Source organism: Pseudomonas sp. FFPRI_1 (assembly GCF_055384485.1).
Genome location: NZ_AP029168.1, coordinates 287,225 through 310,092, shown reverse-complemented (window position 1 = coordinate 310,092; position 22,868 = coordinate 287,225). Strand labels below are relative to the sequence as shown.

The 22,868-nt window shown below is 63.2% G+C and carries 23 protein-coding genes; 11 read left to right on the top strand and 12 right to left on the bottom strand.

The features are described from left to right. Positions 1 to 123: 123 nt before the first annotated feature. Positions 124 to 2,913 carry a DNA polymerase I gene (gene polA, locus ACZ5BO_RS01470; RefSeq protein ID WP_025132047.1) on the bottom strand — a complete coding sequence of 930 codons (2,790 nt, stop codon included), beginning with the start codon at positions 2,911 to 2,913 and terminating at the stop codon, positions 124 to 126. 74 nt (positions 2,914 to 2,987) lie between these two features. On the opposite strand from polA, the gene ACZ5BO_RS01465 reads away from it, so the two are divergent. After that, the gene (locus tag ACZ5BO_RS01465; protein ID WP_464697886.1) at positions 2,988 to 3,275 is read left to right on the top strand and encodes a DUF2782 domain-containing protein; all 288 of its coding nucleotides are present in this window, start codon (positions 2,988 to 2,990) and stop codon (positions 3,273 to 3,275) included. A 62-nt stretch (positions 3,276 to 3,337) separates the two neighbouring features. Then, on the top strand, positions 3,338 to 4,288 hold the full coding sequence (locus ACZ5BO_RS01460) for a homoserine kinase (protein WP_464697884.1): 951 nt from the start codon (positions 3,338 to 3,340) through the stop codon (positions 4,286 to 4,288). A 90-nt stretch (positions 4,289 to 4,378) separates the two neighbouring features. Here ACZ5BO_RS01460 and znuA read toward each other — a convergent pair whose 3' ends face one another. Continuing rightward, positions 4,379 to 5,299: a zinc ABC transporter substrate-binding protein ZnuA gene (gene znuA, locus ACZ5BO_RS01455; protein WP_464697882.1), complete on the bottom strand. Its 921-nt coding sequence runs from the start codon at positions 5,297 to 5,299 to the stop codon at positions 4,379 to 4,381. A 66-nt stretch (positions 5,300 to 5,365) separates the two neighbouring features. On the opposite strand from znuA, the gene zur reads away from it, so the two are divergent. From zur to ACZ5BO_RS01435, 4 genes are read left to right on the top strand one after another with little or no spacing between them, the layout of a single operon-like run. Beyond that, positions 5,366 to 5,848 carry a zinc uptake transcriptional repressor Zur gene (gene zur / locus ACZ5BO_RS01450; protein ID WP_011058466.1) on the top strand — a complete coding sequence of 161 codons (483 nt, stop codon included), beginning with the start codon at positions 5,366 to 5,368 and terminating at the stop codon, positions 5,846 to 5,848. Next, positions 5,848 to 6,633, top strand: a complete 786-nt coding sequence (znuC, locus tag ACZ5BO_RS01445) for a zinc ABC transporter ATP-binding protein ZnuC (RefSeq protein WP_025132051.1) — start codon at positions 5,848 to 5,850, stop codon at positions 6,631 to 6,633. The genes zur and znuC overlap by 1 nt, the downstream gene beginning before the upstream one ends. Beyond that, positions 6,626 to 7,414 (top strand): zinc ABC transporter permease subunit ZnuB, encoded by a 789-nt coding sequence (znuB, locus tag ACZ5BO_RS01440; RefSeq protein ID WP_025132052.1) that lies wholly within the window; start codon positions 6,626 to 6,628, stop codon positions 7,412 to 7,414. Before znuC ends, znuB begins: the two co-directional genes overlap by 8 nt. A gap of 37 nt (positions 7,415 to 7,451) precedes the next feature. Continuing rightward, entirely contained in the window at positions 7,452 to 8,171 is a 720-nt protein-coding gene (locus ACZ5BO_RS01435; protein ID WP_025132053.1) for a PA5502 family lipoprotein, read from the top strand. Positions 8,172 to 8,220: 49 nt separating this feature from the next. Here the strand turns inward: ACZ5BO_RS01435 and katE are convergent, their stop codons facing one another. Then, positions 8,221 to 10,359, bottom strand: coding sequence for a catalase HPII (gene katE, locus ACZ5BO_RS01430; RefSeq protein ID WP_464697878.1), 2,139 nt, complete (start codon positions 10,357 to 10,359; stop codon positions 8,221 to 8,223). 271 nt (positions 10,360 to 10,630) lie between these two features. On the opposite strand from katE, the gene ACZ5BO_RS01425 reads away from it, so the two are divergent. From ACZ5BO_RS01425 to ACZ5BO_RS01415, 3 genes are read left to right on the top strand one after another with little or no spacing between them, the layout of a single operon-like run. After that, positions 10,631 to 11,638, top strand: a complete 1,008-nt coding sequence (locus ACZ5BO_RS01425; RefSeq protein WP_464697876.1) for a methionine ABC transporter ATP-binding protein — start codon at positions 10,631 to 10,633, stop codon at positions 11,636 to 11,638. Then, complete coding sequence (locus ACZ5BO_RS01420) at positions 11,638 to 12,303, top strand: methionine ABC transporter permease (RefSeq protein ID WP_464697874.1); 666 nt, start codon at positions 11,638 to 11,640, stop codon at positions 12,301 to 12,303. The genes ACZ5BO_RS01425 and ACZ5BO_RS01420 overlap by 1 nt, the downstream gene beginning before the upstream one ends. Before the next feature lie 59 nt (positions 12,304 to 12,362). Then, a complete protein-coding gene (locus tag ACZ5BO_RS01415; RefSeq protein ID WP_025132057.1) occupies positions 12,363 to 13,136 on the top strand; it encodes a MetQ/NlpA family ABC transporter substrate-binding protein in 774 nt (257 codons plus the stop codon). A 67-nt stretch (positions 13,137 to 13,203) separates the two neighbouring features. Here the strand turns inward: ACZ5BO_RS01415 and ACZ5BO_RS01410 are convergent, their stop codons facing one another. Genes ACZ5BO_RS01410 through ACZ5BO_RS01390 form a run of 5 tightly spaced genes read right to left on the bottom strand, consistent with a single transcriptional unit; the run spans position 13,204 to position 17,112 of the window. Continuing rightward, the gene (locus ACZ5BO_RS01410; protein ID WP_464697871.1) at positions 13,204 to 13,839 is read right to left on the bottom strand and encodes an SCO family protein; all 636 of its coding nucleotides are present in this window, start codon (positions 13,837 to 13,839) and stop codon (positions 13,204 to 13,206) included. Continuing rightward, a complete protein-coding gene (cyoE, locus tag ACZ5BO_RS01405; RefSeq protein WP_025132059.1) occupies positions 13,836 to 14,738 on the bottom strand; it encodes a heme o synthase in 903 nt (300 codons plus the stop codon). Before cyoE ends, ACZ5BO_RS01410 begins: the two co-directional genes overlap by 4 nt. Further along, complete coding sequence (locus ACZ5BO_RS01400) at positions 14,726 to 15,805, bottom strand: COX15/CtaA family protein (protein ID WP_025132060.1); 1,080 nt, start codon at positions 15,803 to 15,805, stop codon at positions 14,726 to 14,728. The genes cyoE and ACZ5BO_RS01400 overlap by 13 nt, the downstream gene beginning before the upstream one ends. 10 nt (positions 15,806 to 15,815) lie before the next feature. After that, positions 15,816 to 16,406 carry a hypothetical protein gene (locus ACZ5BO_RS01395; RefSeq protein WP_025132061.1) on the bottom strand — a complete coding sequence of 197 codons (591 nt, stop codon included), beginning with the start codon at positions 16,404 to 16,406 and terminating at the stop codon, positions 15,816 to 15,818. Then, on the bottom strand, positions 16,372 to 17,112 hold the full coding sequence (locus ACZ5BO_RS01390; protein WP_464697868.1) for an SURF1 family protein: 741 nt from the start codon (positions 17,110 to 17,112) through the stop codon (positions 16,372 to 16,374). Before ACZ5BO_RS01390 ends, ACZ5BO_RS01395 begins: the two co-directional genes overlap by 35 nt. 70 nt (positions 17,113 to 17,182) lie before the next feature. Here ACZ5BO_RS01390 and ACZ5BO_RS01385 point away from each other — a divergent pair, with 70 nt between their 5' ends. Beyond that, positions 17,183 to 17,386, top strand: a complete 204-nt coding sequence (locus ACZ5BO_RS01385; RefSeq protein ID WP_025132063.1) for a twin transmembrane helix small protein — start codon at positions 17,183 to 17,185, stop codon at positions 17,384 to 17,386. A 7-nt stretch (positions 17,387 to 17,393) separates the two neighbouring features. Here the strand turns inward: ACZ5BO_RS01385 and ACZ5BO_RS01380 are convergent, their stop codons facing one another. The 4 genes from ACZ5BO_RS01380 to coxB form a co-directional block, all read right to left on the bottom strand. Continuing rightward, complete coding sequence (locus tag ACZ5BO_RS01380; RefSeq protein ID WP_464697866.1) at positions 17,394 to 18,281, bottom strand: cytochrome c oxidase subunit 3; 888 nt, start codon at positions 18,279 to 18,281, stop codon at positions 17,394 to 17,396. A gap of 35 nt (positions 18,282 to 18,316) precedes the next feature. Continuing rightward, complete coding sequence (locus ACZ5BO_RS01375; RefSeq protein WP_464697864.1) at positions 18,317 to 18,874, bottom strand: cytochrome c oxidase assembly protein; 558 nt, start codon at positions 18,872 to 18,874, stop codon at positions 18,317 to 18,319. Between the two features lie 111 nt (positions 18,875 to 18,985). Continuing rightward, on the bottom strand, positions 18,986 to 20,581 hold the full coding sequence (ctaD, locus tag ACZ5BO_RS01370; RefSeq protein ID WP_025132066.1) for a cytochrome c oxidase subunit I: 1,596 nt from the start codon (positions 20,579 to 20,581) through the stop codon (positions 18,986 to 18,988). 82 nt (positions 20,582 to 20,663) lie between these two features. Next, positions 20,664 to 21,791, bottom strand: a complete 1,128-nt coding sequence (coxB, locus tag ACZ5BO_RS01365) for a cytochrome c oxidase subunit II (protein ID WP_025132067.1) — start codon at positions 21,789 to 21,791, stop codon at positions 20,664 to 20,666. 371 nt (positions 21,792 to 22,162) lie between these two features. Here coxB and ACZ5BO_RS01360 point away from each other — a divergent pair, with 371 nt between their 5' ends. After that, positions 22,163 to 22,813 carry a hypothetical protein gene (locus ACZ5BO_RS01360; protein WP_025132068.1) on the top strand — a complete coding sequence of 217 codons (651 nt, stop codon included), beginning with the start codon at positions 22,163 to 22,165 and terminating at the stop codon, positions 22,811 to 22,813. Positions 22,814 to 22,868 lie beyond the last annotated feature (55 nt).

The following is a 22,868-nucleotide window of genomic DNA, read 5'->3' as shown; positions in this document are numbered from 1 at the left end:
GATTTAGTTCCGGCGCGCTGCAAAAACTATTGGCAATAATTGATGAAATTTTCCGTGCTAATAGCCCTTCGCCAGCCATTTGCCGCGACACTATGCCGCGGCAAAAGCCGCTGAAAAGTGCCCTTAATGGGCCTCATCCCAGTTATTTCCCACCCCGACCTCGACCAATAGCGGTACATCCAGGGTCGCGGCACCGCTCATGTGCCCGCGAATCTCTTCGCGAACCTTGTCCACCAGGTCCTCGCGCACCTCCAGCACCAGTTCATCGTGCACCTGGAGAATGACCCGGGCATCGAGACCCGAAGACTCCAGCCAGTTGTCCACCGCCACCATGGCCTTCTTGATGATGTCTGCCGCGGTGCCCTGCATCGGCGCGTTGATCGCCGTGCGCTCGGCGCCGGCGCGCTCCTGTGGCTTGTTGGAATTGATCTCCGGCAGGTACAGCCGACGACCGAAGATGGTCTCTACATACCCCTGCTCAGCAGCCTGTGCCCGGGTCCGGTCCATGTACTCGCGAACCCCTGGATAGCGCGCGAAGTAGGTATCGATATAGGCCTTGGCCTGCTTGGTTCCGACACCGATGTCCTTGCCCAGCTTCTGCGCACCCATGCCATAGATCAAACCGAAGTTGATCGCCTTGGCACTGCGACGCTGATCGGAAGTGACATCCTCGAGCTCGACCTTGAACACCTCGGCCGCGGTGGCCGTGTGCACATCGAGGTTGTTGCGAAATGCATTGAGCAGCCCTTCGTCCCGAGACAGGTGGGCCATGATCCGCAACTCGATCTGCGAGTAGTCCGCCGCCAGCAGCTTGTAGCCGGCCGGCGCGATGAAGGCCTGGCGAATGCGCCGGCCTTCGGCAGTACGCACCGGGATGTTCTGCAGGTTCGGATCACTGGAGGACAGACGCCCAGTGGAAGCCACCGCCTGATGGTAGGAGGTATGGATCCGCCCGGTACGCGGGTTGATCTGCTCCGGCAGACGGTCGGTGTAGGTGCTTTTCAGCTTGCTCATGGAGCGGTACTGCATCAATACCCGAGGCAGCGGGTAGTCATCCTCCGCCAGTTTGGCCAGCACCTCTTCAGCGGTGGAGGGCTGGCCCTTGGCCGTCTTCTTCAGCACCGGCAGGCCGAGCTTGTCGTAGAGGATCGAGCCCAATTGCTTGGGCGAACCCAGGTTGAACTCCTCACCGGCGATCTCGAAAGCCTCGCGCTCCAGGGCAACCATCTTGTCCCCCAGTTCGATGCTCTGCACCCCCAGCAACTGGGCATCCACCAGCGCCCCCTGACGCTCGATGCGGGCCAGGACCGGCACCAATGGCATCTCGATATCGGTCAGCACGCTGGCCAGGCTCGGAATCGCGGTGAGCTTGCCGAACAGCGCCTGGTGCAGACGCAAGGTCACATCGGCATCTTCGGCGGCGTAAGGCCCGGCTTGCTCGAGGGGGATCTGGTCGAAGGTCAGTTGCTTGGCGCCCTTGCCGGCGATGTCCTGGAAGCTCACGGTGCTGTGGTCCAGGTATTTCTGCGCCAGGCTGTCCATGTCATGGCGGGTGGCAGTGGAGTTGAGCACGTAGGACTCGAGCATGGTGTCGAAGGCAACGCCACGTACCGTGATGCCGTTGGCCTGGTCTCCACCGATGGCACAGTTGGCCAGGATGTTCATGTCGAACTTGGCGTGCTGGCCCACCTTGAGCAGCTTAGGGTCTTCCAGCAGCGGCTTCAGGGCCAGCAGCACGGTGTCGCGATCCAACTGCTCCGGTGCGCCCATGTAGGAGTGGGTCAGAGGCACATAGGCGGCTTCGCCAGCCTTGACCGAGAACGACAGCCCCACCAGTTGCGCCTGCTGGGCGTCGATGCCGGTGGTTTCCGTGTCGAAGGCGATCAGCCTGGCATGCTTGAGTTTCTCCAGCCAGGCGTCGAAACGCGCCGGGTCGAGGATGGTTTCGTATTGCAGCTCAAGTGGCTCCGGCTCGGCTTCAGGCTGCTCGACAGCCGCCTGCGGGGCCTGGGCAACATCAAGCTCGACACGCTTGGCGTCACGCTGCAGGTCGTCCAGCCAGCTCTTGAACTCCAGCAGGCTGTAGAGCTCCATCAACTTGTCACGATCCGGCTCGCGCAAGTGCAGATCATCCAGCCCCACATCCAGGGCCACATCGACCTTGATGGTCGCCAATTGGTAGGAGAGGAAGGCCATCTCCTTGTGTTCCTCGAGCTTGGCCGGCAGGGTCTTGGCCCCACGGATCGGCAGGCTCGGCACGATATCCAGCTGCTCGTAGAGCTCCTTCAGGCCGCCATTGACCCCTACCAGCAGGCCGGAAGCGGTCTTGGGACCAATGCCCGGAACCCCCGGGATGTTGTCGGAAGAGTCGCCCATCAGCGCCAGGTAATCGATGATCTGCTCGGGAGCGACGCCGAATTTCTCCTTAACGCCTTCCACATCCATGCTGCTACCGGACATGGTGTTGACCAGGGTAATGTGCCCATCCACCAGCTGTGCCATGTCCTTGTCACCGGTGGAAATCACCACCGGCCGGTCCGCCGCCGCGCTGCTGCGGGCCAGGGTGCCGATCACGTCGTCAGCCTCCACCCCCTCAACGCACAGCAGCGGGAAACCCAGGGCGATCACGCTGGCGTGCAAGGGCTCGATCTGCACCCGCATGTCGTCCGGCATGCTCGGGCGGTTGGCCTTGTACTCGGCATACATGTCATCGCGGAAAGTCCCGCCCTTGGCGTCGAACACCACCGCGAACGGGCTGTCCGGGTACTGCTTGCGCAGACTCTTGAGCATGTTCAGCACGCCCTTGACCGCGCCGGTGGGCAGGCCTTTGGAGGTGGTCAGAGGTGGCAACGCGTGGAACGCGCGGTACAGATAGGAAGAACCGTCCACCAGGACGAGGGGGGCTTGGCTCATGAGTAGGATCAACCTTTTCGGCGGGTCCGGCGCTAGAATAGCGGGACCGTTGACGACAAAGGGACAAGGTTATCATGCGCACACTGAATCGCTTGCTGCTGGCCAGCTTGATTGCAATCGCTCCAATGGCCGTTATCGCCGCAGAGGATGCGCCATCAGCCGACCCGGACGTGACCATTCGCACGGAAGGCGACAAGACCATCCAGGAATACCGGCAGAATGGTTTCCTGTATGCCATCAAGGTCACGCCAAAGGGTGGCAAGCCCTACTTCCTGGTGCGCGCCGATGGCTCCGACGGCAACTTCATCCGCTCGGATCAGCCGGATATGCTGATCCCTTCGTGGAAAATCTTTGAGTGGTAAAACACTCTCGACTTCAATTGGCGCCAGCGTGATCGCGGCGCCCGTACTGGCAGTTTTTAACCATGTCTGTGTTCACCCCCCTGGCTCGGCCCGAGCTGGAAACCTTTCTCGCCCCTTATGGGCTCGGCCGCCTGCTTGACTTCCAGGGGATTGCCGCTGGTAGCGAAAACACCAATTTCTTCATCAGCCTGGAGCAGGGCGAGTTCGTCCTGACCCTGATCGAGCGCGGCCCGGTCCAGGAAATGCCGTTCTTCATCGAACTGCTGGACGTGCTGCACGAGGCCGACCTGCCGGTGCCTTACGCACTGCGCACCACCGACGGCGTCGCCCTGCGGGAGCTGGCGGGCAAGCCGGCACTGCTGCAACCGCGCCTGGCGGGCAAGCACATCAAGCAGGCCAATGCCCAGCATTGCACCCAGGTCGGCGAGCTGCTCGGCCACCTGCACGTGGCCACCAAGGACAACATGATCAAGCGCAAGACCGATCGCGGCCTGGACTGGATGCAGGAGGAGGGCACGAAAATGCTCCCTCACCTCGACACCACCGCCCAGGACCTGCTGCAGCGGGCGCTGGAGGAAATCGCCGCACAGAAGGTGAAGATCCTGGCCCTGCCCCGGGCCAATATTCATGCCGATCTGTTTCGCGACAACGCCATGTTCGAAGGCACTCACCTGACCGGCCTGATCGACTTCTACAATGCCTGCTCGGGGCCGATGCTCTACGACGTGGCGATCGCCCTGAACGACTGGTGCTCCGATGATGAGGGCGTGATCGATGGCCAGCGGGCGCGAGCGCTGCTGGGCGCCTATGCCGCGCTGCGCCCGTTCACTGCAGCGGAGGCCGAGCTCTGGCCGACCCTGTTGCGGGTGGCCTGCGTGCGTTTCTGGCTGTCACGGCTGATTGCTGCCGAGACGTTTGCCGGGCAGGACGTGCTGATTCACGACCCGATGGAATTCCAGCAACGCCTGGCGCAACGGCAACAGGTCAGCATCGCGCTGCCGTTCGCCCTGTAAACCCTTCGCGGGCAAGCCCGCTCCTACAGATGGATAACACCCTTGTAGGAGCGGGCTTGCCCGCGAAAGCCATCCCGCAACAATCCCTGCTCAAAGCTGTTCCAGACAGCCCGCCAGATCGTTCCCCAGCTTCTCCAGCACCTGCTCATAGCCTTGAGCGGTCGCTGGCGTATACCCACCCAACGCATCCAGCTCCGCCAGTTTCACCGGCAATCCGGCCACCAGCGTCTCGGCCAGCCGTGGGCGCAGGGGCGGCTCGCTGAACACACAGGTCTTGCCCACCTGCTGCAAGCGCGCGCGCATGGCGGCAACGTGCTGCGCGCCCGGCTGAACCTCCGAGGCCACACTGAACACCCCGGTGTGCTTGAGGCCATAAGCGTCCTCGAAGTAATCGAACGCTTCGTGGAACACGAAGTAGGGCTTGCCGGCGATTCCCGCCAGGCGAGCCTTCAAGCGAGTATCCAGGGCGTCCAGACGCTCGTTGAAGGCTTTCAGGTTGCTCTGGTAGCGGGCAGCGTTGGCCGGATCGGCAGCGCTCAAGTCGGCGGCGATACGCGCCGCGATGACCCGGGCATTCACCGGCGACAACCACAGGTGCGCGTCCAGGGTTCCCGGCCGGTGATCATGGTCGTGTTCGTCGGCATCTTCGGCATGAGAGTGGCTATCTTCGGCGAAATGTCTCAACTTCATCCCCGGCAAGTCCTGTACCGCCACCGAAGGCAGGCTCCGCCCCTTGAGGACGCGGGGCAGGAAGCCCTCCATGTCCGGGCCAATCCAGTACAGCAGGTCCACGCTCTGCACCTTGCGCACATCGGAAGGGCGCAGCGCGTAGTTGTGCGGCGACGCCCCCGGTGGCAGCAACACCTCGGGAACCGCCACGCCGTCCTGCACCGCAGCGGCGATCAGTTGCAGGGGTTTGATGCTGGTGAGTACCCGCACTTCGGCCTGGGCCGAGCCGATCGCCAACAGGCTGAGGGTAAAAGCGACAAAAAGGCGAAAAAGTCTGGGCACGATGGACACTCGAAGAGGCGAGAACGGGTAACATAATAACGTCTCTCACAAACCTCGTCGCCGCTCATGCCTAAAACACCCCTCGCCAGCCGTCCCCACGACCACTCTCACTGCGTGCACAGCGCACTGTCTGAGGCCGACGCCCTGTGCGCACGGCAAGGCCTGCGCCTGACCGCCCTGCGCCGGCGGGTGCTGGAGCTGGTGTGGCAGAGCCACAAGCCTCTGGGGGCTTACGACATCCTCGCCGTGCTCAGCGAACAGGATGGCCGCCGCGCTGCACCTCCGACCGTTTACCGGGCGCTGGACTTCCTCCTGGAAAACGGCCTGGTACACCGCATCGCTTCGCTCAACGCCTTTGTCGGCTGCAACCACCCGGAGCACGCTCACCAGGGGCAGTTCCTGATCTGCCGCGAGTGCCACGCCGCTATCGAGCTGGAACAGAAATCCATCAGCGACGCGATCATCTCCAGCGCCCGCGACGTCGGCTTCGTGGTCGAGGGCCAGACCGTCGAAGTGGTCGGGCTCTGCTCGGGCTGCCAGGGGGCTTGATGAGCACTGCGTTGATCCGCCTCGAGCAGGTCGGGGTGACCTTTGCCGGACAGAACGTGCTGGACAATATCCAGCTCAGTGTCGAACCCGGGCAGATAGTCACCTTGATCGGCCCCAACGGCGCCGGCAAGACCACCCTGGTGCGCGCCGTGCTCGGCCTGCTCAAGCCCGACAGCGGCAGTGTCTGGCGCAAACCCAAACTGCGGGTCGGCTACATGCCGCAGAAGCTTCATGTCGACCCGACGCTGCCTCTGTCGGTGCTGCGCTTCCTGCGCCTGGTGCCAGGAGTGGATCGTCCACGGGCCCTGGCGGCCCTCAAGGAAGTCGGTGCCGAACAAGTGATCGACAGCCCCGTGCAAAGTATTTCCGGGGGCGAAATGCAGCGGGTACTGCTGGCCCGGGCCCTGCTCCGCGAACCCGAACTGCTGGTGCTCGACGAGCCGGTGCAAGGGGTCGACGTGGCCGGTCAGGCCGAGCTCTACAGCCTGATCACCCGCCTGCGGGACCGGCACGGCTGCGGCGTGCTGATGGTCTCCCATGACCTGCACCTGGTGATGAGCACCACCGACCAGGTGGTCTGCCTCAACCGTCACGTCTGCTGCTCGGGGCACCCCGAGCAGGTCAGCGGCGACCCGGCCTTCGTCGAACTGTTCGGCAAGAACGCGCCCAGCCTGGCGATCTACCACCACCATCACGACCACGCCCACGACCTGCATGGATCGGTGGTCACTCAGCCCGCCACGGGCCTGCCTCATGTCCATGGAGAAAACTGCAAGCATGGCTGATTTTCTGCTCTACGCCCTGCTCGCAGGTTTGGCCCTGGCGGTGGTCGCCGGCCCCTTGGGATCTTTCGTGGTCTGGCGGCGCATGGCCTATTTTGGTGACACCCTGTCCCATGCGGCATTGCTGGGGGTAGCCCTGGGTTTCCTGCTGGATATCAGCCCTGCCGTAGCGGTCACCGTGGGCTGCCTGCTCCTGGCGGTACTGCTGGTGACCCTGCAACAACGCCAGCCCCTGGCATCCGACACGCTGCTGGGGATTCTTGCCCCCAGCACCCTGTCTCTTGGCCTGGTGGTACTAAGCTTCATGCATGAAGTGCGGATCGACTTGATGGCCTATCTGTTCGGCGACCTGCTGGCGATCAGCCCTGGCGACCTGGGGTGGATTCTCGGCGGCAGCGCAGCAGTGCTGTTGCTGCTGGTAGCACTGTGGCGGCCCTTGTTGGCAATCACCGTGCACGAGGAGTTGGCCAAGGTCGAAGGCCTGCCGGTGGCCACGCTGCGCATGGCGCTGATGCTGCTGATCGCCGTAGTGATCGCGGTGGCCATGAAGATTGTCGGCGTGTTGCTGATCACCTCGCTGTTGATCATCCCGGCCGCCGCGGCACAGCGTCACGCCCGCTCCCCGGAGCAGATGGCCCTGGGCGCAAGCCTGCTGGGCATGCTCGCGGTATGCGGCGGGCTGGCGCTGTCCTGGTTCAAGGACACCCCGGCCGGGCCATCGATCGTGGTCACGGCCGCCGCACTGTTTCTGCTGAGTTTTGTCCTGCCCCGTCGAGGGGTGTAGACTTGCTCGCTTTTTGCGCAATTAGAGAGTCGCAGGAATGAAGCCGTTCGCCTCCCGTTATCTGCTCCTTGTCGCATTTTCCCTGCTGCTGGGAGCCTGCCAAAGCACGCCACCAGCGGCCACCGAGGTCCCTGATGCACGGGCCACGGCCATCGCGCAGCTGGAACAAAACATCGCCAGCAGCGAACTGGCCACCGCGGAAGATCAACTCAGCGCCTTGCAGGCGCAGACGCCCGACGACCCGCAACTGGTGCAGTACCAGCGGCAGTTGGCCGAAGCCTATCTGCAGCGCAGCCAGATCGTCCTGCAAAAAGGTGACGTCAACGCCGCAGCCACCGCCCTGAGCCGTGCCCGGGCGCTGATGCCCAAGGCACCCGCGCTGACCGGCGGGGTCAACAATGCCATCGCCCATGCCCGCAAGGCTGAGCTGGAACAGGCCGAGGCAGCCCTGAAAGCCGCCGAAGCCCGGCCACCGGCCAAGCTGATCGATCCGACGGCCGAAAGCAGCACCCTTGCACTGAACGTCACCGATATCCGTAAATTGCGTCGGCAACTCGATGCCTTGGCCGCCGATACGGTGAATTATCAGTGCGACGTGATCATCCAGGTACCGCGCACCGAGGATTACCCCTGGCTGTCGACCCTGCTGAGCAAGCGGGTGAAAAAACTCGATCCCGACTTCCAGCAGAAGATCAGCCGGCAGATCGTGCGTCATGTTCCAGCACAGATGGTCCTGAGCCCGCGCAAGGCGCAGTAAAGCCTTGCCCCTGGCCGGCTCCCGCGAGGAAGCCGGCTGGCACAATGGCTCAGGCCGGAACCGCCTTGGCCTTGTCTTCCCGATCCCAGACCCGATGCTGGGCAATCGCCGCAAAAAATGCCTTCAGGGCCTTGGCATCCGCGCCGATGATCAAGCCCTCGTCCGCTTCCAGCTTGAGCACCTGCAGCAGCTCCCTGGCTTCACCGTGCAGGGCGATCGCCTTGAGGTGCTTGTAGGCCTCCAACAGGTAATGCAGGGCCACGCCATTGCCGCTCAAGGCCTTGATCGACTGCGCACCTCCGGGTACGAACACCGCATCGAAGGCCACCGATGGCAAGCCCTCCATGGACCCATCCACCGGCAGGCTCTTGCCATTCGCCGTGGTGACCGGCGCCGAGGTCGGCCCCAGTAGCTTGGCGTGCGCCCCTTCGGCCTTGAGAGCCTTCTTCAGCGCATCGATCGCCACACCATCGACGCCGTTGGCCGCTAGAATCGCCACCTTCCGGGTTTTGATATTGCCTGGTAACAGGTTCGCCTGGCTCAGGGCCGGCGAGCGCGACAGCGAAGTCTTGCGCTCCGCCACCGTGGCTTTCTTCGGCGCCGCCAGCCCGAGGTTCTCGGCCACTCGCGCGGCCAGCTGCAAGTCGATGTTGGCCAGAATCTCGTTGACCTGGCGTTCGCGGATCCATTCACGTTCCACCTTGCCCAGCTCAAAGCTGTAGGCGGCGATGATGTGCTCCTGCTCGTGCTTGCTCATGCTCTTGTAGAACAGCCGCGCCTGGGAGAAATGGTCGCTGAAGGATTCGCTGCGCTGGCGGATCTTGTGCGCATCGATACGCTCGTTGTAACTCTCGAAGCCACCATCCTCGGCGGCCGGCGGGGTCTCCCGGGGCCAGCCGCCGTCGATGGAGTTGGGCTCGTAGGAGGCTCGCCCCTTGTCCAGAGTCATGCGATGCATGGCGTCGCGCTGGCTGTTGTGGAAGGGCGCCAAAGGCCGGTTGATCGGCAATTCGTGGAAGTTCGGCCCACCCAGGCGGCTGATCTGGGTATCGGTGTAGGAAAACAGTCGCCCTTGCAACAGCGGGTCGTTGGAGAAGTCGATCCCGGGCACTATGTGCCCCGGGCAGAAGGCGACCTGCTCGGTCTCGGCGAAATAGTTGTCCGGGTTGCGGTCCAGCACCATTTTGCCCAGGGGCGTGATCGGCACCAGTTCCTCGGGGATCAGCTTGGTCGGGTCGAGAATGTCGAAGTCGAAACTGTGCTCGTCCTCCTCGGCAACGATCTGCACCCCCAGTTCCCATTCCGGGTAGTCGCCGGCCTCGATCGACTCCCACAGGTCGCGCCGGTGAAAATCGGTGTCCTTTCCCGCCAGTTTCTGTGCCTCGTCCCAGACCAGGGAGCAGGTGCCCACCGTCGGCCGCCAGTGGAACTTGACGAAGCGCGAGCGACCTTCGGCGTTGATGAAGCGGAAGGTGTGCACGCCAAATCCCTGCATGCTGCGCAGGCTTTTCGGAATGGCCCGGTCGGACATGGCCCAGATCACCATGTGCGCCGACTCCGGCTGCAGAGAGACAAAGTCCCAGAACGTATCGTGGGCCGAGCCGCCGGTGGGCATTTCGTTGTGGGGCTCGGGTTTTACCGCATGCACGAAGTCGGGAAACTTGATCGCGTCCTGGATGAAGAACACCGGCATGTTGTTGCCCACCAGGTCGAAGTTGCCTTCGTCGGTGAAGAACTTCACGGCAAAACCGCGCACGTCACGTACCGTATCTCCCGAGCCTCGCGGTCCTTGGACCGTGGAAAAACGCACGAACACTGGCGTCTTCTTCCCGGGGTCCCGCAGGAAACCGGCCTTGGTCAGTGCCGAATGATTACCGTTGCTCTGGAAGTAACCGTGGGCGCCTACCCCCCGGGCATGCACGATGCGCTCGGGAATCCGCTCATGGTCAAAGTGGGTGATCTTCTCCCGCATGATGAAGTCTTCCAGCAGCGAGGGGCCGCGGGCACCGGCTTTCAGAGTGTTCTGGTTATCGGCAACCTTCACTCCCTGATTGGTTCGCAGGGCCTGCCCGGTGGCGTCGGAGCGGAACTCCTCGAGGCTCTGCAGCTTGCTGTTGGTGTTGCCCCGGTCCAGGGTGTCGGTCCCGGCCATCTGGCTTTTCGGGGCGCTGGGCTTTTTCGTGCTCATCAGGCAAAAACTCCTCGTTGGCGAGCCCCTGGCAGGCCCGGGGGCTTCGTGGGCAAAGACCTCCAGGCACGGCACCTGGCGGCTTTCGAGTGGCTTAAGTAGTGACTGGCGAGAGCAGGCGGCCGTTCCTTTTTTATGACCTTTGATCGCGTTATTGCCAAATGGCATGATGATTGCGAAATAAATGCTAAGAACCTCTATACGGACAGGCTAAAATGCGCGCCCGGCTAACCGCTGATCCTTTTCTAACGCGCCCCACAAGGTTCGCTACGTGATCGAGTTTCAAAACGTCCATAAAACCTACCGGGTCGCCGGTGGGGATATTCCCGCCCTGCATCCGACCAGTCTTCGGGTCGAGAATGGCCAGGTGTTCGGCCTGATCGGCCATTCCGGCGCGGGTAAAAGCACCCTGCTGCGCCTGATCAACCGCCTGGAGAACCCCAGCGGCGGCAAGATCATCGTCGACAACGAAGAAGTCACCGCGCTGAATGCCAATGGCCTGCGCCGCTTCCGCCAGCAGGTCGGGATGATCTTCCAGCACTTCAACCTGCTGTCCTCCAAGACCGTGGCCGACAACGTCGCCTTGCCCCTGACCCTGGCTGGCGAGCTGTCCCGTGGCGAGATCGATCGTCGAGTAGCCGAGCTGCTGGACCGGGTCGGCCTGGCCGATCATGCGAAGAAATACCCGGCGCAGCTGTCCGGCGGCCAGAAGCAGCGCGTCGGCATTGCCCGCGCCCTGGCCACCAAGCCTAAGATCCTGCTGTGCGACGAAGCCACCAGCGCCCTTGATCCGCAGACCACTGCGTCGGTCCTGCAATTGCTGGCGGAGATCAACCGCGAACTGAACCTGACCATCGTCCTGATCACCCACGAAATGGACGTGATCCGTCGCGTCTGCGACCAGGTGGCGGTGATGGATGCCGGCGTGATCGTCGAGCAGGGTCCGGTGGCCGACGTGTTCCTGCACCCCAAGCACCCGACCACCAAGCGCTTCGTCCAGGAAGACGAGCAGGTCGACGAGAACGAGCAGCGCGACGATTTCGCTCACGTGCCGGGGCGCATCGTGCGCCTGACCTTCCAGGGCGACGCCACCTACGCGCCGCTGCTGGGCACCGTGGCCCGGGAGACCGGGGTCGACTACAGCATCCTCGCCGGACGCATCGACCGCATCAAAGACACCCCTTACGGGCAACTGACCCTGGCCATCACCGGCGGTGACATGGAAGCGGCCTTCGCCCGCTTCACCGCAGCGGATGTCCACATGGAGGTGCTGCGCTGATGGATACCTTCTTCACCAACATCGACTGGCTGGAAATCTGGCTGGCCACCGGCGACACCCTGATGATGCTCGGCGGCTCGTTGCTGTTCACCGTGCTCCTGGGCCTGCCCCTGGGCGTGTTGCTGTTCCTCTGCAGTCCACGTCAGTTGCTGGAACAGAAATCGCTCTACGCGCTGCTCTCGCTGATCGTCAACATCCTGCGTTCCTTGCCCTTCATCATCCTGCTGATCGTGATGATTCCGTTCACCGTGCTGATCACCGGCACCTCCCTGGGCGTCGCCGGGGCCATCCCGCCGCTGGTGGTGGGCGCAACGCCGTTCTTTGCCCGGCTGGTGGAAACCGCCCTGCGCGAAGTCGACCGCGGCATCATCGAGGCCACCCAGTCCATGGGCGCCAGCACCCGGCAGATCATTACCAATGCCTTGCTCCCGGAAGCCCGCCCGGGCATCTTTGCCGCTATCACCGTGACCGCCATTACCCTGGTGTCCTACACCGCCATGGCCGGCGTGGTGGGTGCCGGTGGCCTTGGCGACCTGGCGATCCGTTTCGGCTACCAGCGGTTCCAGACCGATGTGATGGTGGTGACCGTGGTCTTGCTGCTGGTGCTGGTCCAGGTTCTGCAAACCGTCGGCGACAAGCTGGTGGTGCACTTTTCCCGCAAATAAAATTGCCGGCTCAGGCCGGCAGGCGCCCGGGGTCGGGCGACTTACAAGGAGCTTGATCGATGAAAAAATTGCTCGTCGCTTTCGCAGCCGTTGCCGCGTTCTCCGCGCACGCCGCCGAAACCCTGACCGTGGCCGCCACACCGGTGCCCCATGCCGAGATCCTGGAATTCGTCAAACCGGCCCTGGCCAAAGAAGGCGTGGACCTGAAGGTCAAGGTCTTCACCGACTACGTGCAGCCCAATGTGCAAGTGGCCGAGAAGCGCCTGGACGCCAACTTCTTCCAGCACCAGCCGTACCTGGATGAGTTCAACAAGGCCAAGGGCACCAAGCTGCTGAGCGTGGCCGGTGTGCACATCGAGCCCCTGGGCGCCTACTCCAGCAAGTACAAGCAACTCTCCGAACTGCCGGGCGGTGCCACCGTGGTGATCCCCAACGACGCCACCAACGGCGGCCGCGCGCTGCTGCTGCTGGACAAGGCCGGCCTGATCAAGCTCAAGGATTCGAATAACATCCTGGCCACCGTCAAGGACATCACCGAGAACGCCAAGGACCTGAAGTTCCGTGAACTGGAAGCCGCCACCATCCCGCGCGTGCTGACCCAGGTCGACCTGGCGCTGATCAACACCAACTACGCCCTGGAAGCCAAGCTGGACCCGTCCAAGGACGCCCTGGTGATCGAAGGCAAGGATTCGCCTTACGTGAACATCCTGGTGGCCCGTCCTGACGACAAGGACTCGGACGCCATGAAGAAATTGGTTACCGCCCTGCACAGCCCGGAAGTGAAGCAATTCATTCTCGAGAAGTACAAAGGCGCGATCGTTCCCGCGTTCTGATCGACCGACGCAATGCAAACGGGGCGCCTTTGGGCGCCCCGTTTTGTTTGCTGCGGTGAAAACCGGGTTACTTGCGCTGCAGCATCACCGGCAACTGGGCCACCAGCTTCTGGTTGTTCAGCGGCGCACGGATAAAGCCGCGCTGGGTGCCGTCCGGACCGATCACCGCCAGGTTGCCGCTGTGGTCCACGGTGTAGTTGGGCTTGCTGGTGTCTGCCGGAATGAAGGGGATGCTCACCGCGTTGGCAATCTTCTGCAGGTCTTCCACCGAGGAGGCGGTCAGGCCCTTGAAGTCCTTGTCGAAGTAGCCCAGGTACTGCTTGAGCTGCTGCGGCGTATCGCGGTTGGGGTCGACGCTGACCAGGATCACCTGCAGCTTGTCCACCGACTCCTTGGGCAGCTCGCTCTTGATCTGGCGCAGTTGGGCCAGGGTGGTAGGGCAGATGTCCGGGCAGAAGGTGTAGCCGAAGAACAGCAGCGACCACTTGCCCTTCAACTCATCGATCACCACGGGATGGCCGTCCTGGTCGAGCATCTTCACCGCGGGCAACGTGCGGCTCTGGGGCAGCAGGATGATGCCGGCATCGATCAATGCGGTGGGGTCGCCCTGACCCTTGCCGGACAGTACTTTGTTGACGGTGAGCCCCAGGACCAGGGCCACCAGCGCAACGAGAATAAAGACGGTTTTCTGAGTTCGAGTCATAGGTTCAACAATAGGTAGTGGTCTACGAGCAGGGCGATGAACAGCAGGAACAAGTAATAAATAGAGTACTTGAAGGTGTTGATCGCCGCGTGCGGCCGAGTGCCACGGTACAGCACCCAGGCCCATTGCAGGAAGCGCCCGCCCAGGGCCAGGGCGCAGACCAGGTACAGCACGCCGCTCATGTGGATGGCGTAGGGCAACAGGCTCACCGCCAGCAGGGCAAAGGTGTACAGCAGGATATGCACCTTGGTGTAGTGCTCGCCGTGGGTCACCGGCAGCATCGGAATATCGGCCTTGGCGTACTCCTCCTTGCGATGGATCGCCAGGGCCCAGAAGTGCGGTGGGGTCCAGGCGAAGATGATCAGCACCAGCAGCAACGGCTCGGCGCTCATGTGCCCGGTTGCGGCAACCCAGCCCAGCAGCGGCGGGGCGGCCCCGGCCAGGCCGCCGATGACGATGTTCTGCGGCGTCGCCCGCTTCAGGAAGCCGGTGTAGACCACCGCGTAGCCCAATAGCGAGGCCAGGGTCAGCCAGGCGGTCAGCGGATTGGTAAAGGCCAGCAGCAGGGCCTGCCCGAGCAGGGCCAGCACCAGGGCGAACCCCAGCGCTGCCGCCGGCGATACCCGCCCTTCGGCCAGCGGGCGCTTGTGGGTCCGGGCCATGACCGCGTCGATGCGCCGGTCCACCACGTGGTTGACCGCCGCCGCGCCTGCCGCGCACAGGCCAATGCCCAGGTTGCCGAACACCAGCACTGTCCAAGGCACCCCGGCGCGGGTGGCGAGGAACATGCCCACCAACGAGGTGATGAGCATCAGCACCACCACCTTGGGCTTGGTCAGCTCCAGGTAGTCACGCCAGATCGCCCGGGGGTGCGGGCGTTCGCCGATCAGAGTCGCCATGGCATCTCTCCTTTGATGGTGATGGGCCCTGCCATCTGTTTGCGCGGGCTGAGGCGCCAGCCCAGGGGCCGGCGAACCCGGGCCTGCACCAGGCTGGTACGAGCGTGGTAATTGACCAGCACCAGGGTCAACAGCAGTGCCGCGCCCCCGGCGTTGTGGGCCACCGCCACCGGCAGCGGCAGGTGGAACAGTACATTGCTCAGGCCCAGGCTGATCTGCGCACCCAGTGCCACCAGCACCAATCCTGCCAGGCGAGTCATGCCCACCTGCCGCAATTGCCAGGCCAGCCCCAGCAGCACCAGAGTCACCAGCACCGCGCCGACCCGGTGGGTCATGTGGATGGCGGTGCGGGCGTCACTGTCCAGCTGGCCGCCCAGATAGTTGGGGCCGATGTGCTGGGTCAGGTGAAAGCCGTTGGCAAAATCCATGTTCGGCCACCACTGGCCGTGGCAGGTCGGCAGGTCGATGCAGGCCACCGCGGCATAGTTGGAACTGACCCAGCCGCCCAGGGCGATCTGCCCGATCACCAGCACCAGCCCTGCGGTGGCCCAGTACTGCAGGCGGCGCGGCACGATCAGCGCCGGCAGCACCCCGGACAATCGCAGGGTCAGCAGGAACAGCAGGCTCAGGGTGGCAAAGCCGCCCAGCAGGTGCGCGGTGACCACCTGCGGCCAGAGCTTCAGGGTCACCGTCCACATGCCGAAGGCCGCTTGGGCGAACACCACCGCCAGGAGGAACAACGGCAACTTCAGCGGCTGCCCAGGATGCTGGCGATGGGTCCAGGCGCGGGCGGCCAGGAGCACGATCAGCAGTCCCAGGGTGCCGGCAAAGTAGCGGTGGATCATCTCGTTCCAGCCCTTGTGGGCCTCCACCGGTGCGTCGGGGAAGTGCAGCTCGGCATGGGCCAGTTGAGCTTCGCTTTTCGGTACGCTGATAAAGCCGTAGCAACCGGGCCAGTCCGGGCAGCCCAGGCCGGCGTGGGTCAGCCGGGTGTAGGCGCCAAGCAGCACCACGATCAGCGCCAGCAAGGTGGCAAACAGCGCGAGGCGAAATCCAGGTTTGGCCATGACGTTGCCCCTATCCGATGTTCGACAGTTTCAGCAGGTGGCGCAGGTCGTTGAGCAGGTCCTTGCCCTTGACCCGGGCGTCGTAACGCAGCACCAGGTTGCTGTGGGGATCGACGATCCACAGCTGCGGTGCGTCCTTGTCGTTGGCCAGCTTGGCAAAGGTTGCAAGGTCCAGCGGGTAGCGTTGCAGCTGCGGATACTCGCGCTGCAGCTTGGCCTCGTACTCGGCACTCAGGGGCTCGGCGCTGGCCAGGGCGTGACTGGCCCGCGAGGCATCACGGCCCAGGGCCACCTGGATCTGCCGCGCCAGGTACACCAGCTGCTGGCAATCCACCGAGCAGCCCTTGGGCGCGGTGACCAGGATCTGCCAGCGCTCCTCCTCGGACTGCACGCCAATGTCGGCGCGGGTCTGGCCATTGCCGATCATCTCGCCGTGATAGCTGCGGCTTTCCGGCACCCAGAACTGCAGCTTGTACATGCCGGTGGCGAGGATCATCGGGCCGATCACCATCAACAGGATGAGGATCAGCTGCCAGCGCCCGCGACGCCGGTTGGGCGTTGGGGTGTCAGAGATGCTGGGTGGATTCATGGCCGTTCCCATGGCGTTTCTCCCGCGTGTTGTGCCAACCGAAATAGAGGTAGAGAGCGAACAGCGCCAGGGCCATGGCAAACCATTGCACCGCGTAGGCCTGGTGTTTTTCCGGGCCCATGGCGACCACTGGCCACTCGGTCAGGTAGGCGCCGGGACCGGATTCCTGGCGCACTTCATGGTCGAAGCCGCTGCGCCCCAGCTCGGCCCATAGCGCCTGGGGCGCCACGGCAGTGATCAGCCGCGGCCAGCGGGCTCCAGTGGGGTCGGCATGCAGCTGGAACGCCGCTCCCGGAGAAACGTAGACCCAGGCATCCAGGCTCAGGCTCTGCTCTGGAGTGTTGAAGCGGGGTGGCGTGCGCCGGTCGGGCCAGGGCAGCCAGCCACGATTGACCAGCAGCCAGCGGCCGCTGGCCTGATCAAGAAAGGGTTGCAGCAGCTCGACCCCGACCTTGCCGCCGTGCATGCGGTTGTCCAGCAACAGGCTGTGCTCAGCATCGAAATGACCGTGCAGGCGTACCCGGCGAAAAGCCGGATCCGCGGCGCTCAACAGCTCGAACAGCGGCACCGGCTCAGCCCCGCGACGCTCGGCGTAGCTGCTCAGCAACTGGCGCTTCTGCTCGCCACGCCCCAGTTGCCAGAACCCCAGAGAGACCAGTACCGGCAGCAGCAACAGCACCACCAGGGTCGGCACGAGTCCCGGCCGGAAGCCTTTCATGGGCGGCCCATAAAACTGGGAAATCGACTCGCTATACTGATGTTCATCGCGTCTCCCCCGGAGTCTCACCATGCTCAAAGCAGCCATCGTCCTGATGCTGATTGCCACGGTTGTCAGCCTGTTCAGCGGCCTGTTCTTTCTGGTCAAGGACGACAGCCAATCCAAGCGCCTGGTGACTGCATTAAGTGTTCGGGTCGGCCTGGCCGCCATCACCGTCGGCCTGATCGCCTGGGGTTTCTTCAGCGGCCAATTGGTTTCCCACGCTCCCTGGTAAGCGCTCCTCAGAGCACGTAGACAAAGACGAACAACCCGATCCAGACCACGTCGACGAAGTGCCAGTACCAACTCGCGGCCTCGAAGCCGAACTGGTGATCGGCGTCGAAGTGCCCGCGCATGATGCGCACCAGCATCACGAACAGGATCAGCGTGCCAATGGTCACGTGAGCGCCGTGGAAACCGGTGAGCATGAAGAAGGTGGCGCCGTAGATCCCCGAGCCCAGGGTTAGGCCCAGCTCGTGATAGGCGTGGATATATTCCTCGGCCTGGAAGCCGAGAAAGGCGCAGCCCAACAGCACCGTCAGCGCCAGCCAGATTTTCAGCGCGCCGCGGTGGCCTTTCTTCAAGGCGTGGTGGGCGATGGTCACGGTGACACTGGAACTCACCAGCAGCACGGTGTTGAGCAGCGGCAGGCCCCAGGGGCTGATGGTGCCCTTGGGCGCCGGAAAGAGTTTTGGGTCGGGGTTGTTGAGCAACGGCCAGACGAACTCAAAGTTCGGCCAGAGCATGTGGGCAATGCCCTTGTGGCCCTCACCGCCCAGCCAGGGACCGGACAGGTGCCGCACATAGAACAGCGCGCCGAAGAAGGCCATGAAGAACATCACTTCGGAAAAGATGAACCAGCTCATGCCCCAGCGGAACGAGCGATCGAGCTGGGCGCTGTAGAGCCCGGCGCGGCTTTCCTTGACCACCGCGCCGAACCAGCCGAAGAGCATGTAGGCCAGCAACAGGCTGCCGACGAAAAAGATCAGCGGGCCATGGGATTCGGGGCGCGCGGCCTTGAGGTCGTTGAACCAGGTTGCCAGGCCGAACACGGTGACAAACATGCCCACCGTCGCGATGATCGGCCACTTGCTCTGGGCGGGAACGTAATAGTGCTCATGAGTCGCCATTTATTGTTCTCCTTATTCGGTCACGCTTGAACGCCTTAGCCACCCGTCTTGGCGCTGACCGCCACCGGTGGATGACGCGCGGTGATATCGAACAGCGTGTAAGCCAGCGTCAGGTGCTTCACATCCTTGGGCATGTCGCGGTCAACGATGAAACGCACCGGCATCTCGATCTTCTCGCCGGGCTGCAGCACTTGCTGGGTGAAGCAGAAGCATTCGGTCTTGTGGAAGTACATCGCCGCACTGCTGGGGGAAATACTCGGGATCGCCTGGGCGCTCATCGGGTGATTGCTGGGGTTGCGGGCGATGAAGATCATCTCGTTGACCGCCCCCGGATGGACCACGATGTCATCGGACTTGGGGTAGAACTCCCAGACCATGTCGATGGCGTTGGTGGACAGGAACTGCACCCGCACCTGGCGCGAGACATCGACCTGCTGCTGCGCGTCCTGGTACTGCCCGCCGGTCTTGCCGTTGATGCCCAGGGCCTTGCACATCACGTCGTAGATCGGCACCAGGGCAAAACCGAAGACAAACATCGCCACCACCACCAGCAACAGGCGGGTGACCAGCTTCTTCAGCGAAACATCGGCCATCTCAAGCCCCTCCCGAACCTGTAGGAGCTGGCTTGCCAGCGAACCGGGCGACGCCTTCCAGCGCCTGGCCCGACGCCTTCGCCAGCAAGCTGGCTCCTACAGCACAGCTGTTCATTTCACTTCCGGCGGGGTGACGAAGGTGTGATACGGCGCCGGCGAGGGAATGCTCCACTCCAGCCCTTCGGCACCTTCCCACGGCTTGGCCGGGGCCGGTTTGCCGCCACGAATGCACTTGATGACGATGAACAGGAAGAAGATCTGCGTCGCGCCAAAGGTGAAGGCGCCGATGGAGGACACCATGTTGAAGTCGGCGAACTGCAGGTTGTAGTCCGGGATCCGCCGCGGCATGCCGGCCAGGCCGACGAAGTGCATGGGGAAGAAGGCCATGTTCATGCCGACGAAGGACAGCCAGAAATGCAGCTTGCCCAGGGTTTCGTCGTACATGTGCCCGGTCCACTTGGGCAGCCAGTAATAGGCCGAGGCAAAGATCCCGAAGATCGCCCCGGGCACCAGCACGTAGTGGAAGTGCGCCACCACGAAGTAGGTGTCCTGGTACTGGAAGTCCGCCGGGGCAATGGCCAGCATCAGCCCGGAAAAGCCGCCGATGGTGAACAGGATGACGAAGGCCACGGCGAACAGCATGGGCGTCTCGAAGGTCAGCGAGCCCTGCCACATGGTGCTCACCCAGTTGAACACCTTGACCCCGGTGGGCACGGCGATCAGCAGGGTGGCGTACATGAAGAACAGCTCGCCCACCAGCGGGATGCCCACTACGAACATGTGGTGCGCCCAGACGATGAACGACAGGAAGGCGATGGCCCCGGTGGCGTAGACCATCGAGGTGTAGCCGAACAGCGGCTTGCGGCTGAAGGTCGGGATGATCGAGCTGACGGCGCCGAACGCCGGCAGGATCATGATGTACACCTCGGGGTGGCCGAAGAACCAGAACACGTGCTGGAACAGCACCGGATCACCACCGCCGGCGGCACTGAAGAAGCTGGTGCCGAAGTGGATGTCCATCAGCATCATGGTCACCACACCGGCCAGCACCGGCATCACCGCGATCAGCAGAAAGGCGGTGATCAGCCAGGTCCAGACGAACAGCGGCATCTTCATCAGGGTCATGCCCGGGGCCCGCAGGTTGAGGATGGTGGCGATCACGTTGATCGCCCCCATGATCGAGCTGATGCCCATCAGGTGAATGGCGAAGATGAAGAAGGTCACGCTTTCCGGGGCGTAGGTGGTGGACAGCGGGGCGTAGAAGGTCCAGCCGAAGTTCGGCCCGCCGCCGGGCATGAACAGGGTCGAGACCAGCAGCAGGAAGGCCGCCGGCAACAGCCAGAAGCTGAAGTTGTTCATCCGTGGCAGGGCCATGTCCGGCGCGCCGATCATCAACGGGATCATCCAGTTGGCCAGGCCGACGAAGGCCGGCATCACCGCGCCGAAGACCATCACCAGGCCGTGCATGGTGGTCATCTGGTTGAAGAATGCCGGCTCGACGATCTGCAATCCGGGCTGGAACAGCTCGGCGCGGATCACCATGGCGAAGGAGCCGCCCAGCAGGAACATGCAGAAGCTGAACCACAGGTACAGGGTGCCGATGTCCTTGTGGTTGGTGGTCAGCACCCAGCGCATCAGGCCCTTGGCCGGGCCGTGGGCGTGGTCGTCATGGCCGGCGTGGCCGTGGTCATCGATCACAGCACTCATGTCCTGTCTCCTGCGAGCGAATGGACTGGATGATCGGCGGCGGCGCGCCGCGACCGGTTGCGCAAATACCCGATAGGCCGGCTCATTTGCTTTCCGCCTGTTTCAGCGCCAGGACTTCCTTGGGCGTCACCATGTCGCCCTTGTTGTTGCCCCAGGCGTTGCGTTCGTAAGTCACCACGGCGGCGATGTCGACTTCCGACAGCTGCTTGCCGAAGGCCGCCATGGCGGTGCCCGGCTTGCCGTGGAACACCAGGCTCAGGTGCGCGTCCTTGGGTCCGGTGGCGATCTTCGAGCCCTTGAGCGCCGGGAACATCGGCGGCAGGCCCTGGCCTTCGGCCTGGTGACAGGCAACGCAGGTGGTGTGGTAGATCTTGTCGCCACGGGCCACCAGCTCGTCGAGGGTCCATTCCTTGCTGGTCAGCTCCTTGAGCTTGGCCGCCTCGGCCTTGCGCTCGCCCATCCAGGTGTCGTAGTCGGCCTGGCTCTTGACCTCGACCACGATCGGCATGAAGCCGTGGTCCTTGCCGCACAGCTCGGCGCACTGGCCACGGTAGATGCCGGGCTGGTCGACCCGGGTCCAGGCCTCGTTGACGAAGCCGGGGATGGCGTCGCGCTTGACCGCGAAGGCAGGCACCCACCAGGAGTGGATGACATCGGCGGCGGTCACCAGAAAGCGCACCTTGGCACCCACCGGCAGCACCAGGGGCTGGTCGACCTCCAGCAGGTAGTGCTCGCCCTTGGCGCTCTTGTTGTGGATCTGCTCGGCGGGGGTGGCCAGGTTACTGAAGAACTCCACATCCTGGCCCAGGTATTTGTAGTGCCACTTCCACTGGTAGCCGGTGACCTGGATGTCGACATCCGGCTCGCTGGTGTCGTACATCTTGATCAGCGTCGCCGTGGCCGGCACGGCCATGGCCACCAGGATCAGGAACGGAATGATGGTCCAGAGGATCTCGACCGTGGTGCTCTCGTGGAACTGGGCCGGGACCTGGCCGGTGGAGCGGCGGTGAGCGATCATCGACCAGAACATCGCGCCGAAGACGATGACGCCGATCACCACACAGATCCAGAAGATGGTCATGTGCAGGTCGAATACCGCGTGGCTAATCTCGGTCGCCCCAGGCGTCATATTCACCGTCCAGGCGGCCTGCGCCTGGCTGAATATCGACCACAACAGGAGGCCCATCCAGACATGTGGATGTCGCATCATTGCGGGTTCCCCTTATCGTTCTTGTTATCCCGCCGGCTTTCACCTGCGGCAAGGGAGCGGCTGCCTAGACTACGAACTTAAACCGCCGAGCCTTCGCTGCACATGCAGTCGGGCGTCATCAGCTAACTTCATACAAGGGCGAGTATAGACAGCGACTCTCACCTCGCAACGCGATGGCGTAAATCGGCTGAAACACTCAAAAGAAGGTTTGCAGGCCACGGTTGGAAAGGGATCGAGGGTCAGCGATGGCAGAACGATATAACCGTGATGACTAAGCATGAAATAATTATGACAAATGCGTCTTAAGCGTTTTCGTAAGCACGCTAACTTATGTCTTCCCTATTCAATTGCCCTTGTTCCCTGGAGTTTTCATGAACACCGCCGCATTGCGCGAGCAGATCCAACTGGCTCAACAACATGAGGCCAGCACGGGTCTTCTGACCCGTCAGCTAGAAACACAACTGCCTCACCTGCACCCCGCCATCCTGCTGCCCGAAGTCGACGCCAAGGGCGTCATGACCCGTTTCGTCAGCGCCTACATCGACCAGGTCCCGGACCTGCTGGACGCCGCCAATGCGGTCGCCCGGGAAGCCGGTATCGAATCGCAGATCAAGCCGGTCCTGAAGATCGCCGAGCAATTCTTCCTCCAGCCTCCAGCCATCATGGACGGCCATGTCGGCCTCGACAGCCTGCTGGACGAAGCCTACCTGGCCCATCGCCTGGTAGAAGAAGTCAACGACCTGTACATCAAGCACTTCGCCCGTCCCCTGATCCCCCTGGACATGACGGTCGCCAATCTGATCGCCCACCAACTGATCGGCGAAACCTTCGCCAACCAGCTGGACGAAGCGGTACACCACGCCGTCGATGCCATGCTCGACGAAGAAAGCTTCGCCCTGGAGTCGGTGGAAGCCTACCGCGACAAACTCGGCAGCCCGGACACCGAGGCCGCCTGGAAACGCTGGCCCTGCCTGTCGCGCCAGCTAGGCGTGGAACTGGAACTCGACCAGCCCGCCGCCTGATCCCACTTCCTCGCCAGCAAGGCTCGCACCGAGCCTTGTGGCGAAGGGGTCGCCC